This is a genomic window from Natronomonas marina (assembly GCF_024298905.1).
Taxonomy (GTDB): domain Archaea; phylum Halobacteriota; class Halobacteria; order Halobacteriales; family Haloarculaceae; genus Natronomonas; species Natronomonas marina.
In genome coordinates this window covers 1,265,151-1,277,870 of the sequence record NZ_CP101154.1, presented here as the reverse complement: position 1 = coordinate 1,277,870, position 12,720 = coordinate 1,265,151, and the positions used below count along the sequence as shown (strand labels likewise).

At 68.9% G+C, this 12,720-nt stretch carries 14 protein-coding genes and 1 pseudogene; 5 read left to right on the top strand and 10 right to left on the bottom strand.

Annotated elements, in window-relative coordinates:
- Positions 1-9: 9 nt before the first annotated feature.
- Positions 10-777 (bottom strand): Nif3-like dinuclear metal center hexameric protein, encoded by a 768-nt coding sequence (locus tag NLF94_RS06900; protein WP_254840726.1) that lies wholly within the window; start codon positions 775-777, stop codon positions 10-12.
- Between the two features lie 126 nt (positions 778-903).
- Here NLF94_RS06900 and NLF94_RS06895 point away from each other — a divergent pair, with 126 nt between their 5' ends.
- On the top strand, positions 904-1,755 hold the full coding sequence (locus NLF94_RS06895) for a ZIP family metal transporter (RefSeq protein ID WP_254840725.1): 852 nt from the start codon (positions 904-906) through the stop codon (positions 1,753-1,755).
- 10 nt (positions 1,756-1,765) lie between these two features.
- Here the strand turns inward: NLF94_RS06895 and gcvT are convergent, their stop codons facing one another.
- Entirely contained in the window at positions 1,766-2,848 is a 1,083-nt protein-coding gene (gcvT, locus tag NLF94_RS06890; RefSeq protein WP_254840724.1) for a glycine cleavage system aminomethyltransferase GcvT, read from the bottom strand.
- Positions 2,849-2,927: 79 nt separating this feature from the next.
- Between gcvT and NLF94_RS06885 the strand changes: the two genes are divergently transcribed.
- From NLF94_RS06885 to NLF94_RS06870, 4 genes are all read left to right on the top strand, one after another.
- Positions 2,928-3,368, top strand: a complete 441-nt coding sequence (locus NLF94_RS06885) for an NYN domain-containing protein (RefSeq protein WP_254840723.1) — start codon at positions 2,928-2,930, stop codon at positions 3,366-3,368.
- Positions 3,369-3,456: 88 nt separating this feature from the next.
- Positions 3,457-4,494 carry a sodium:calcium antiporter gene (locus NLF94_RS06880; protein ID WP_256558716.1) on the top strand — a complete coding sequence of 346 codons (1,038 nt, stop codon included), beginning with the start codon at positions 3,457-3,459 and terminating at the stop codon, positions 4,492-4,494.
- Positions 4,495-4,549: 55 nt separating this feature from the next.
- Entirely contained in the window at positions 4,550-5,386 is an 837-nt protein-coding gene (locus tag NLF94_RS06875) for a TatD family hydrolase (RefSeq protein WP_254840722.1), read from the top strand.
- Positions 5,387-5,432: 46 nt separating this feature from the next.
- On the top strand, positions 5,433-6,011 hold the full coding sequence (locus NLF94_RS06870; protein ID WP_254840721.1) for a DUF7978 family protein: 579 nt from the start codon (positions 5,433-5,435) through the stop codon (positions 6,009-6,011).
- On the opposite strand, the gene NLF94_RS06865 is transcribed toward NLF94_RS06870, so the two are convergent.
- The 8 genes and pseudogenes from NLF94_RS06865 to NLF94_RS06830 all read right to left on the bottom strand — a co-directional run bounded on the left by NLF94_RS06865 (position 5,997) and on the right by NLF94_RS06830 (position 12,711).
- Positions 5,997-6,512 (bottom strand): GNAT family N-acetyltransferase, encoded by a 516-nt coding sequence (locus NLF94_RS06865; protein WP_254840720.1) that lies wholly within the window; start codon positions 6,510-6,512, stop codon positions 5,997-5,999. The two genes, NLF94_RS06870 and NLF94_RS06865, sit on opposite strands and share 15 nt — an antisense overlap.
- On the bottom strand, positions 6,513-7,178 hold the full coding sequence (locus NLF94_RS06860; protein WP_254840719.1) for a metal-dependent hydrolase: 666 nt from the start codon (positions 7,176-7,178) through the stop codon (positions 6,513-6,515).
- Positions 7,178-7,822: a metal-dependent hydrolase gene (locus tag NLF94_RS06855; protein ID WP_254840718.1), complete on the bottom strand. Its 645-nt coding sequence runs from the start codon at positions 7,820-7,822 to the stop codon at positions 7,178-7,180. Before NLF94_RS06855 ends, NLF94_RS06860 begins: the two co-directional genes overlap by 1 nt.
- Positions 7,823-7,906: 84 nt before the next feature.
- Positions 7,907-8,098 (bottom strand): helix-turn-helix transcriptional regulator, encoded by a 192-nt coding sequence (locus NLF94_RS06850; RefSeq protein WP_254840717.1) that lies wholly within the window; start codon positions 8,096-8,098, stop codon positions 7,907-7,909.
- Positions 8,095-8,493, bottom strand: coding sequence for a DUF2178 domain-containing protein (locus NLF94_RS06845; RefSeq protein WP_254840716.1), 399 nt, complete (start codon positions 8,491-8,493; stop codon positions 8,095-8,097). The genes NLF94_RS06850 and NLF94_RS06845 overlap by 4 nt, the downstream gene beginning before the upstream one ends.
- 32 nt (positions 8,494-8,525) lie before the next feature.
- Positions 8,526-8,885 (bottom strand): annotated as a pseudogene (locus NLF94_RS06840) (DUF2178 domain-containing protein); the annotation flags it as partial.
- 346 nt (positions 8,886-9,231) lie between these two features.
- Positions 9,232-10,473, bottom strand: coding sequence for a digeranylgeranylglycerophospholipid reductase (locus NLF94_RS06835; protein WP_254840714.1), 1,242 nt, complete (start codon positions 10,471-10,473; stop codon positions 9,232-9,234).
- A gap of 60 nt (positions 10,474-10,533) precedes the next feature.
- The gene (locus NLF94_RS06830) at positions 10,534-12,711 is read right to left on the bottom strand and encodes a heterodisulfide reductase-related iron-sulfur binding cluster (RefSeq protein WP_254840713.1); all 2,178 of its coding nucleotides are present in this window, start codon (positions 12,709-12,711) and stop codon (positions 10,534-10,536) included.
- Positions 12,712-12,720 lie beyond the last annotated feature (9 nt).

The following is a 12,720-nucleotide window of genomic DNA, read 5'->3' as shown; positions in this document are numbered from 1 at the left end:
AGCGAGCGCCTACAGCCCGGTCGGGTGTTCGAGGAACGTCGTCTCCAGCCCCCACGACTCGGCCAGGTCCGCCAGCGCCCGGACGCCGAACGTCTCGGTGGCGTAGTGGCCCGCCAGGAAGACGTTCAGACCGGCCTCGCGGGCCTCGTGGTAGACCTTCTGTTTTCCCTCGCCGGTGACGAAGGCGTCGACGCCGGTCTCGGCCGCCTCGCGCACCCAGTCGGCGCCGCCGCCGGTGACGATGCCGACGTCCTCGATGCGGTCGGGACCGAAGTCCAGCACGTCGACGGGTTTCCCGCCGGTGTCCAGGGCCGACAGCCGGTCCCGCAGCCCCTCGACCGTGTAGGGGTCGGCGGCGCTGGCCCGCTGACCGATGGTGACGCCGCCCAGTTCGCCGAACGGTCCGGTCACCTCGCAGTCGAGGAAGTCGGCCAGCCGTGCGGCGTTGCCGAGTTCGTCGTGGCCGTCCAGCGGGAGATGGGAGACGTACAGCGAGAGGTCGTTCTCGACGAGCGCGGCGACGCGGTCGTACTCCCGGCCCGTCACCCGGTCGAGACCGCCCCAGACCATCCCGTGGTGGACGACGAGCAGGTCCGCACCCGCCTCCGCTGCCGCCGTCGCGGTCGCCTCGACGCCGTCGACGGCGACGGCGACGCGTTCGACCTCGCGTCCGTCCGCGCGCCCGACCTGCAGGCCGTTCGGACTCGCGTCGACGTCGGCGTAGGCGCCGTGATCCAGCCGGTCGTCCAGCCGGTCGCAGAACTCCGAAAGCTCCATACACGCTCCCTCTCGCCGGGGACTCTTGTATCGCCCGGCCCGGCGGTTCGCTCGGGGTTATTAAGAATTCTCCTGTATTTGTGAATCGATGGTATTATCAGTTCCTATGTTAGTAGTTTCGGGTAGATGGGAACGGATACCGGAAGCGCGAACATCGGACTGGACCGCCCCTCCCTGGTCGGCGTCGCCGGCGTCGTCGGGCTGGTTGGACTGACGGGACTGGTACTGGCGGGCGCCCCCTGGAAGGTGCTCGTCATCTCGTGGGTGGCCTTCGCCGCGATGGCCGGCGCGGCGGCCCTGGGGGCCCGCACCGACGGGGAGGACGCCGTCGGACTCGTGTGGGGCTACGGTCTCGCCAGCGGCGCGATGGTCACGAGCGCCGCGGTCTTTCTCGTACCGCAGGCCATCGGCTTCGACTCGGCGGTCGGCGGGTTCGGCGTCGCAGCCGGCCTACTCGGGGGATACAGCGGCCACACCGTCGGGCACCGCCTCAGCCACCGCGAGGCCTTCGACAGCGCGCCGGCACAGTTGGCGGCCCACTCGCTTTCGGCCGGCGCCATCATCGGGCTGGTGTACGCGGCGCTGCCGGGGCTGGGGCTCCTGCTCGGACTGTCCATCGTCTCCCACAAGGGACCTGCGGGCTACGCGGCGGCCCGCAGGCTCCGGGGCGCCGACGAGCCGGTTTCGGTGCTGCTGTTGCCGTCGGCGGGCGTCGGCCTGACGGCGATTCCGACGGCACTGTTGCAGCCGCCCAGCACGCCCGCCGTCAACGCCGCCATCTTCGGGTTCGCCGCCGGCGTCTTCCTCCACGTCGCCATGGACTTTTTGCCGGAGTGCGAGGTCGGCGGCGAGGTGACCGAGGCGGCCGGCGTTGACGCCGACGCCCACGCGCTGCTGGACCGCATGCGCGTCCACGCCGTCGCCAGCACCGTCGCCGGCGCGCTCGCGGTGTTCGGCGCCTGGCTCGTCGTCGCCTGACATCGCCGGGTTAGGATTGCTCGTAGAAGGGCAGCGACTCGACCTCGGCCCGCTTCTCTTCGCCCCGGACGACCACCGAAAGCGCCGTCCCCGGGTCGGCGTGTGCGACCGGGACGTACCCGAGGGCGATGGCGTCGCCGAGCGTCGGACTCATCGTCCCGCTGGTGACCGTCCCGACGACGTCGCCGTCGACGACTATCTCGTGGCCGTGGCGCGCGATGCCGCGCTCGCGGAGACGGAAGCCGACGAGCGTCTCCTCGACGCCCGTCTCCTGCTGCCGTTCGAGGGCCTCGCGGCCGACGAACTCGGTGTCGAGGTCGACGACGAAGCCGATGCCCGCCTCGAACGGCGTCCGGGGGTTCTCCTCGGGGTGGAAGTCCTGCCCGGACAGCAGGAACCCGGACTCCAGACGGAGCGTGTCGCGGGCGCCGAGTCCGCAGGGCTGACACTCAAGCGCCGCCCAGACGGCCGCCGCGTCGTCGGCGTCGAACAGCACCTCGACGCCGTCCTCGCCGGTGTAGCCGGTGCGGGCGACGAGACAGTCGGCGCCCCCGATCGTCCGGCGCTCGGCGGTGAACCGACCGATATCGCCCGGCGACTCGCACAGGTCGCCGAGGAGGTCGATGGCGTCGGGGCCCTGGAGGGCGACCATCCCGTACTCGTCGGTCCGGTTGTCGACGGTCGCCGTCAGGTCCCACGCCTCGGCGTGGTCGACCCACCGCTCGTGGGTCTCGGCGTCGTGGCCCGCGTTCGGGACGAAGAGGTAGCCGTCCCCCTCCGGGAGTCGGTAGACGACGGTGTCGTCCAGCATGTGACCGTCCTCGTCGGTGATGGCGGCGTACTGAGCGTCACCGGGGCCGAGGGCGGAAATATCGTTCGTGGTCAGGCGGTCCATCAGTTCGGCCGCGTCCGGTCCCGACACCTCGATCTGGCCCATGTGGGAGACGTCGAACTTGCCGGCGGCCGTCCGGACGGCCTCGTGTTCGGTGCGGATGGAGTCGAACTCGACGGGCATCTCCCAGCCGCCGAACTCGGTCAGTTTCGCGCCCGCGTCGGCGTGGGCGGCGGCCAGCGGCGGCGCTCTGAGTGACATACCCGGGGCCTCGGCGGCCGGGGAGTAAGTCCTTCCGTCCGACCGTCAGCGATTTGACGAGGGCCCCCGGAGGCCGAATATGGGACTGCTGGATCGACTCCGCGGCCGGGCGAGGCGGGTCGGTATCTTCGTCGACGGCCCGAACGTCTTCCGCTCGGAGTTCGACGTCGACCTCGATGACCTTCGGGAGATAGCCCGCGAGGAGGGGCCGGTCGCGGTCTCGCGGGTCTACGTCGACGAGAACGCCAGCGCCGGCCTGATACAGGCCGCGGAGGCCCGCGGGTTCGAGGTGGTGACGACCAGCGGCGACGTCGACGTGAAACTCGCCGTCGACGCCGTCGAGGGCGTCACTGCCGGGCAGTTCGACACGCTCGTGGTCGTCTCCCGGGACACGGACTTCAAGCCGGTGCTGGAGACGGCGGCAAAGCGTGGCCTCCGGACGGTCGCGGTCGCGCCCGGCGTCCACGGCCGCTCGGACGCGCTCAGAAACGCCGCCAACGACGAGATAACCCTGGAGTGACCATGGCTGCCGGTATCACACTCCCCGCGCCCGGCGCGGTCGTTCCGGCCGTCGGCCGGAACGACACCACCCCGACGGAGGGCTGCCGATGACGGTCCTGGGCGGTCTCCTGCCCGACAGTACGGCGGTGTACGTCGCCGTCGTCGCCGTCACCACGGCGATGATATGGGCCGGGAGCGGGTGGCTGGAGCGCTCCGCCGAGGACCTCTCGGCGTACTACGGGCTGCCGCCGGTGGTGCAGGGGTCGGTCGTCGTGGCCGTGGGGTCGAGTTTCCCCGAACTGGCCAGCGTCGTCATCACTGCCCTCGAAGACTCCTTCGGGATGGGCGTCGGCGCCATCGTCGGGTCCGCGATCTTCAACATCCTCGTCATCCCCGCCGTCTCCGGCATCGTGACGAAGAACCCCCTCGACGTGGACCGGACGGTCGTCTACAAGGAGGCGCAGTTCTACATGCTCGCCGTCTCGACGCTCGTCATCACGTTCGCGCTGGCCATCATCTACTTCCCGGTCGACGGCGGGACGACCCTCGACGGGAGCGTCACCCGGCTGCTCGCAACGATTCCGCTCTCGGTCTACGGGCTGTACCTGTTCATCCAGTGGCAGGACGTCGGCGACTACGACGGCGACGACGCCGGCAGCGACATCGACGTGCGCCGGGAGTGGGGGTGGCTGGCGGTCGGCCTGGTCGTCATCCTCGTCGCCGTCGAGTTGCTCGTCGGGGCCGTCAACGGGCTGAACGCCACCTTCGACATCCCGGAGTTCCTCGCGGGCGTGACCATCATCGCGGCGGCGACGAGCCTGCCGGACGCGCTCGTCAGCGTCCGGGCAGCCCGGGGCGGCCGAACCGTCACCAGCCTCGGGAACGTCCTCGGGAGCAACACGTTCGACCTGCTGGTTGCGATTCCGATCGGCGTGCTCATCGCCGGCAGCGCCACCGTCTCCTTCACCGTCGCGGCGCCGATGATGGGCGTGCTGACCGTGGCGACGGTACTGCTCTTCGCGTTCCTGCGGACGGACCTCTCGCTGACCGACCCGGAGGCGTACGCGCTCCTCGTCGCCTACCTCGTCTTCGTCGGCTGGGTGGTCGGCGAGACCGTCGGCACCTTCGAGTTGCTCCGGGGGTGAGGCCCGGGCCGCCCGGAGCGTGCCGCTTTTGGCCCGACCGCTCGAAGGGGCGGGCATGTACGACGGACCCGTCCTCGACAACCACCTCCACCTCGACCCGGTCAACGGCCGGGGTGCCGAGGCCGCCGCCGAGTTCGCCGAGGCCGGCGGCACCCACCTGAACGTCCTGAACAAGCCCTCCTGGAACCTGGCCGGCGAGGTCGACGACGCCGACGGCTTCCGGGAGACGTTCGACATCACCGTCGAGGTGACGGCGGAAGCCGACGAGATACTGCCCGGCCGCGCCTGGCCCGTCCTCGGCGTGCATCCGGCGCTCGTCTCCCGACTCGTCGACCGCGGCTACGACCCCGACGAGGCCGCCGACCTCATGCGGACCGGTATCGACGTGGCCGCCGAGTACGCCGCCGACGGCCCGGCGTTGGCCATCAAGTCCGGCCGACCCCACTACGATGTCGACGACGCCGTCTGGGCGGCCTCCAACGAGGTGATGCGCCACGCCTTCCAGCGGGGCGCCGAGGTGGGCTGTGCCGTCCAGCTACACACCGAGGGCGGCGAGGACTTCCGGGAGGTCGCCGAGTGGGCCGAGGCCGCCGGGCTCCCCCGCGAGCGGGTCGTCAAGCACTACGCCGACGGCTACGTCGAGGGTCCGATTCCGAGCGTCGTCTGCGACAAGGACGAACTCGAGCGGGCCTGTGGCGGCGACTGGCCCTTCTTCATGGAGACGGACTTCATCGACGACCCCGACCGACCGGGGGCCGTCTTCGGCCCGAAGACGGTCCCGAGTCGGACGACGTGGCTCGCCCAGGAGGGCTACGGGGACGCGCTGTATCGCGCCCACGTCGAGACGCCCGCGCGGGTCTACGGCGTCGACACCGAAGGAACGCTGGCGTAATCCGGCCACAAGCCATTTTTTATACCCGGGTGACCACACGACCAGTATGTCAGTCGGGCAGAACAACGACGGTCGGCCGTACGTCGTGGGTGCAGCAGCCGGGCTCGTCGCGTGGCTCGTCGGGTACGTCCTCACGTACCTGCTCTCGGCGACGGAACTCGACGACAGCCTGATAAACAGGTTCGTCCAGTTCGCCGAGGGTGATTCGGCGACGTACGAACTCGTCGGGTGGGTGTTCTACAACGCCCACTTCGTCTCGATCCGGTACGTCAACGTCCCGATCTCGCTCCCGCAGAACTTCGTCGGCGGCGAGGACGGATTCTCCGTGGTCCTGTTCGTCGTCCCGCCGCTTTTGCTCTTCGCGGCGGGGCTTGCGATCGGTCGCTACCGCGGCATCGCCGACACCGCCGAAGGTGCCATCACGGGCGCGCTCGTCGTTCCCGGCTACCTCGTGCTGTCGGTGGCAGGCGTCTTCCTGTTCGAGGTGACCGTCGGCGACGCATCCGGGGCGCCGGCGCTGCTGCCCGCGCTCGTCCTCGCGGGGCTGCTCTATCCCGCCGTCTTCGGCGCGCTGGGCGGCGTCGTCGCCGCCGCGACGACCGACGAGCAGTCAGTCCTCTCCTAGCGGGCGGGCGACGATTTCGCCCCACGGCTCGAAGCCGTGCCGCTCGTAGAAGGCGCGGGCGCGCTCGTTGCCGGGGTCGACGTCGAGCAGCAACCGCTCCAGCGGGAGGTCCTGCGCTTCGGCCAGCGCCGTCGCCGCCGCCAAGAGGTCGTCGGCGACGCCAGTCCCGCGGGACGCCGGGGCGACGTAGAGTTCGTTCACGACCGCGGCGTCCCAGACGAACGCCAGTCGCTCGGGCAACAGGAAGACGTAGCCGACGAGTTCGCCGTCCGCCGCCTCCGCGACGGTCACACAGCGTGACTCGTCGTCGACGCAGCGGTCGACCCACGCCAGCCACCGCCGCCGGTAGTCGTCGGTCAGTTTCTCCTCGTAGCTCGCAGCCTTCTCCTCGCCGCCGCCGGCACCCAGCGCCGTCTCGAAGTCGGTCTTCAGCGCCCACAGCGCCGCCCGGTCGTCGTCGGGGTCGTACGGTCGCAGCCCGACCGAGTCCGTCGCGTCCATCTACTCGTCGTCCGGGGGCGAGGACTGTAGTCGCTTCGCACCCAGCGTGAGGAGTCCGGTGACGACGAAGTACAGCTGCCACCCCCGGACCGCGACGGGCGCCCGGCGGTCGGTCGGTCCCGGACCCGGTTCGTCGGACGGCTGGGCCGGGTTGGCGACGTGGGTGTTGCTGGTGGTCCCGCTCTGGCCGGCGTCGACGGTCGTCGTTCCGGTGTCGGGGTCGGCGGTGATCTCGACGAACGTCTGGACGAACCCGTCGGCGGTCGAGAGGTACGCCCGTCCGCCGAGCTGGAAGAACCGGTCGATGGCGGGGTAAAACAGGTTGACCCCCTCGAGGTGGTACCAGTCGAGCGCGACGTGGGCGAAGACGTGGACGAAGAGACCGACCCACGCGATTCGGGCGGCGGCGGCGCCGAACCGCGCCCGCAGCCACGACTTCTCGCGGGCGGTGTCCCAGTACAGCACCGCCCCGACGGCGAGCGGGAGGAGGAGGTTGTGCAGCAGCGCCCGGTGGGCGCCGTCGAGGACGAGTCCCGCCAGCGTGTCGGCCTCCGGGAAAAGCAGGACGCCGACGACGACGACCAGCGCCCGCCTGTCGTAGTAGGTCCCGAGCAGGCCGACCGCCAGGAGGAAGGCGAGTCCGGCGTGGACGACCGAGGAGGGCATCAGCGACCCCTCCGTTCGACGAGGGCGCGGGCCGGCAGGATCGCCGCGGCCGCCGCGACGACGACGAGTTGCCACCCCGAGTCGACGAGGTGGACCTGCCGGTCGACGCCCGGGGGGTTGGACGTGCCGGGCGTGGGGTTGACCCACGAGGCCATGTGGCGGCTCTCGGTCGTGCCCTGGGTGGCGGCGACCAGCCAGCCGTCGCCGAACTCGACGTAGGTCTGGACGACGCCCTCCTGCGTCGAGAGGACGAGTTTGCCGACGATGGCGAAGTAGCGGTTCGAGACGGGGTACAGTACGGCCGCACTCTGGATGTTGAACAGGTCCAGCCCGATACCGGCGACGGCGTAGACGGCGACGGCGACCCAGGCGATCCGGACGCCGTACCAGCCGTAGCGGGAGCGGAGCCACGATTCCTCTCGGGAGGTGTCGTAGTAGAGGACGGCTCCAGCGGCGAGGGGGACGAACAGCGTGTGGAGGGCGGCGTTGGTCGCGCCGTGGATCCACAGGCTGAGGAGGGCGTCGAGGTCGGGCAGGGCGGCGGCGGCGACGACGACGGCCATCGACTTCCGGTCGAAGGCGGCCCCGAGCAGCGCGACCCCCAGGAGGACGCCGACGGCGACGGTCACGAGGGTCGGCGGCATTGCCGGAACGTGGGCCCAGGGAGACATAAGTTCGCTGGCGACGAGGCTCCGGCGGTCGTTCGTCGCGCCGTCGGGACCGCTGCGTCACTCCGGCGTGAAGATGTCCTCGATGCGGCACTCGAAGTGGGCGGCCAGCTGAAAGGCCAGCTCCAGGGAGGGATCGTACCGCTCGCGCTCGATGGCGTTTATCGTCTGTCGCGTGACGTCGACGGCCGCCGCCAGGTCGGCCTGGCTCATGCCGGCGGCCTCCCGTCGCTCCCGGAGGTCGTTCTTCATCGGTACCGGTAGTAGAGGACGACGAGTCCGAGCGTCCCGTAGAGACCCGCGGTTGCGAATGCCACCGCGCTACTCGCGGGCCCCCACGAGAACTGTCCGGTCGCCGACAGCGCGACCAGCGAGGGGTAGACCAGCGCCGACAGCCAGCCGAACAGCGTCAGTGTCGTCGCGCTCGCCCGGCCCATCAGTTCGTCGTCGCGCTCGTCGTAGATTCTGGTCTCGGTCACCGCCGGCAGGGCGAAGACCGTCCCGAGCGCGAGGACGTAGATGCCGATGCCGACGAACGGTCGCTGCAGGACTGTCCCGGCCGCCAGCGCGACGGCAGCGAGCAGGCTGAGACCGACGGTAGCACGTTTGTACGTACCGGGGTCGAATCGTGTCGTAGTCGTGCTCATTGTCGTGTATTGGGGTGTCGTTCGATGGTTGTTCAGGAGCGCAATACGACGGCGGTGTACACGAGCCCGTAGACGCCGAACATGCCGGCGTAGCCGTAGAGCGCGCCCATGGCGAGGGGCGGCAGCGCGTATCCGGCCGCCTGGAGGGCGGGCGTCGCGGGCGCGACTGCGATGAGGACGATGGCAATGATACCGACCGTCGTGGTCGCAGTTTTCGCCTCCATCCGTTCGTGGCGCTCGTCGTACAGCGTCACCGAACTGCCCTTCCAGACGGCGACGAAGCCCAGGAAGCCAGCCCAGTAGACGCCGAGTGCGACGAGCGGTAGCTCGAGGCGAAGGCCGGCTATGTAACTGACGATTCCCACCGCTAGCGCGCCGTACATCGCGATCCGGTAGCGCCGTCGCCTGGAGGGCTGATTCGTCGTCGGGTTCGCGTTTCCGGTCATGGTATCACCTGTAAAGGGCACTTGTCGTAAAGCTCCCTTTACAGTAAAGCGTACTTTACACACCTACTTCAATCCTGTGGTCGTCCCACCGGTGCTGTTCGGGTACGCCCGAGAATGATTCTCCGGATCACGTCGAACGCTCCGACTCGCTGGCGTCGGGGGCCTCGCTCGGCGCGCTCGCGTCGCTCGCGTGCGTCGTCCGAGACGGACGTTCACCAGCGAGTCCCCGGTACCGAGCAGGCGAGGGGTTTCGAAGGGCCTCCAGCCGTTGCAGCGTCACGCCACCCGCACGCTACGCACTACCCGACCGGTAGTACTGGTTCAGGAAGCGAGCGAGAACCGGCAGGTCACGGAGGTGGAGGAGTTTCGTGATGGCCCGGAGGTCGCCGTCGTTGGCCCGCGTGAGGGTGTCGTGATCGAGGCGGTTGAGGTCGGCCAGGAGCCGGTCGTACCGGTCGTTCGGCGCGAGGTAGAGGAGATGAGTCATCCGCAGCCGCGAGTTCATCCGCGGGGCGACGTCCTCGTGCCAGAGGTCGTCGTACGTCGAAAGCGCCTCGGCGGAGGTGTCCGGCTCCGAGCGGCTGAAGCAGTTGTCGATGGTGATCGCCGCAGCGCGCCCGGACTTCATCCCCTTGTGGATGCCCTCCCCCCACAGCGGGTCGATGGTGGGGACGGTGTCGCCGACCGCCATGAAGTTGTCCGTGCTCAGCGACGCGGGCGGCTGGATGTGGGCGGAGCCGCGGTGCTGTCTCCCCTCGATGCGGGTGGCGTCCTCGAAGCGCGGGTCGGTTTCCAGCCAGTGATCGAGGTAGCCGTCGATGGTGCGGTCGACCTCCGAGTAGCGCTGGTAGCTGTCGTTGCGGATGTAGCAGAGCCCGACCTTCGCCGTGTCCTCGCCCGTGTGGAAGATCCACGAGTAGCCGCCGGGCGCGTACTCGTGGTCCAGGCGCAGCATCATCGCGTCGTGGAGGTCGGCGTACTCGTCGTGGTCGATCGCCACGCCCTCGAACTCGTACTCGATGCCGATGGCTTGGTTGTTGCGGTCCAGATCGCAGACGTCGAGTGCCTTCGCAAGCGGTGCCGCCGGTCCGGTCGCGTCGACGACGACATCGGCGTAGACCTCCTCGGAGCCGTTGAACCGGACGCCGACCACCTCGCCGTCCTCGATGATCGGCTTCGAGACACGGGCGTCGAACCAGTACTCGGCGCCCTTCTCGCGGCTGTCCTCGACGAGGAACCGTTTGAACGCGCCGAAGTCCAACACTGCGCCGGGGTTGTGCTGGACGAAGTAGTCGTTCGGGGACTCGATGACGACGTTGTCGGTGAAGTTCATCACCACCTCGTCGGGCACGTTGAACGACGCCATCATCGAGGGGAAGGTGCCGCCGGTGGACTTGTTGCTCTGACGTGGGAACTCCGCCTCCGGTTCCGTCTCGAGGACGACGACGTCGTAGCCGCGGGCCGCGACGTCGCGGGCACACTGTGCGCCCGCCGGTCCCGCGCCGGCGACGACCACGTCAAAGCGCTCTGGCATAGTGGTTTCCTCTCGCGTGGTGGTAATTAGTTTTCCTGACTCTAACCGAAAGAACCGACCTCAGTCGTCCGCCGGGGCGGCGTCCGCGCCGGTGTCGGCCCCCGCGGTGACGGCGGCACCGTTCGCGTCGAGGGCCTCGACGATGAGTTCCGCGACGTCGACGATTTCGATGTCCTCCTCGAAGCCGCCGGTCTTGCGGCCGTCCTCGTACATCGTCATGCACATCGGGCAGGCGACGACGAACTTCTCGACGGCGTCGCCGGCCTCGGTGTCCTCCAGGGCCTCCCGGAGGCGTTCCTCGCTCGGTTTCTCCTCCTCCTCGAGGTCCATCCAGAGACCGCCGCCGCCGCCGCCACAGCAGAAGGAGTTCTCCCGGTTGCGCGGCATCTCGTGGAGGTCACAGCCGGTCGCGCGGACGAGTTCCCGCGGCGCCTCGTACTCGTCGTTGAACCGTCCGAGGTGACAGGGGTCGTGGTAGGTGACCGTGTAGTCGAGTTCGTTCCCCGCGAGCCCGAGCGCGTCGACGCCGACCAGTTCCTCGACGGCCTGCGTCCAGTGGTACACCTCGACGTCGCCCTCGCGGTTCCAGTAGCCCTCGATGGCGAACTCCATCATCGGGTCGTCGGCGAACTCCTCGAAGTCGACCTCCGGGTACTCGTTTTTGAACGTGTTGTACGAGTGGGGGTCCGTACAGACGATCTTCTCGTAGTCGCACTGCTGGAAGCTGTCGACGAGCGTGCCGGCCTGTTCGACGAACAGGAACTCCTCGCCGATGCGCCGGATGTCGTTGCCGTCGTACACCTCGTCCTCGTAGAGGATGCCGACGGAGACGTCGGCGTGCTCGAAGATGCGGGCAAGCGAGCGGGCGACCTTCTTGTTGCGGTCGTCGTAACTGGGGTAGTCGCCGACGTACCAGAGGTACTCGACGGACTCCTCGCGGGCGTCCGCGACCTCGAACTCCAACTCGTCGGTCCAGGCGCCGCGGTCCGACGGCGAGTCGCCGAAGGTGTTGCCCTTCGTCATCACGTTCTGGAAGGTGTCCTGAATCTGGGGGCGGACGTCGCCCTGGTCGACCTGCTGGCGGTTCAGCCGGGTGAAGCTCTTGAGGTGCTCGATTTCGACCGGGCAGGCGTCCATGCAGGCCATACAGGCCATACAGGACTCCATCGTCTCGGTGTCGATGACGCCGCTGCCGTCGGCGATTATCTCCTTGGTCTCGCCGCCGGCGTCGAGGTCCTGGCGGTACTCCTTCAAATCGAGGATGACGTCGCGAGGGTCCAGCGGTCGACCGGAGGCCTTCGCCGGACAGACCGACGAACAGCGGCCGCACTTCGTGCAGGCGTCTTGGTCGAGCAGTTCCTTCCAGGTGAAGTCGTCGATGGACTCGGCGTTGGTCGCGTCCAGGTCCGAGGGCACGCCCGGCAGGCGGGCGCCCGCTTTCTCGTCGCGGGTGACGACGTTGGCGAACGACGAGAACATGTGGAACGGCTTGGCGTAGGGGATGGCGGCGATGAAGACGAACGCCAGCAGGGTGTGGGACCACCACGCCAGCGGATAGACGGCAGCGGCCATCGAGGCGTCCATCCCGATGGCGCCCAGGCCGAGGGCGACGGCGGTACCGACGAAACTGACTGACTCGGGACCCTGCCCGAGGATGCGGAGCCCCTCCAGCAGGAACCCGCCGAGGCCGATGAGGAACAAAGACCACACGAGGAAGGCGTCCTCCCAGTTGGTGTGCTTGCCCCACAGCCGGTCGTTCCGCCTGACGTAGCGGCGCCAGATGGCCACGCCCAGGCCGACGACGAACAGCAGTCCCAGAGCGTCGGTCACCAGCTGGTAGGAGAGGTAGAAGTCGCCGACCCAGAAGGACTCGCCGGTGGCGACTCGGTAGAGGTCGATGTCGATGAAGAGGATGGTCGTTGCGATGAGCAGCGTCAGAAAGCCCCAGAGGATGAAGGCGTGCATCAGCCCGCCGACGAGGTCGCGGTTGAACTGCTTTTCGTTGGAGCCGACGATCTTGGCCGCCGAGGCGATCCGTCTCGGCAGGTCGTCGAGACGGTCGAACCAGTCCTCGGTACCCTCCGCGTAGCGGGCGAATCGCTGGTAGATACCGATGGCGGCGACGAGAACGGTCAGCGTGGCGAGGAAGTAGAAGACCACCTTCTGGACCGGGCCGATCTGCCAGTAGGTCTCGCGGGCGACCTCACCCCCTGCCTGGAGCGGAAGCGGCGATGGCATACGAAAACA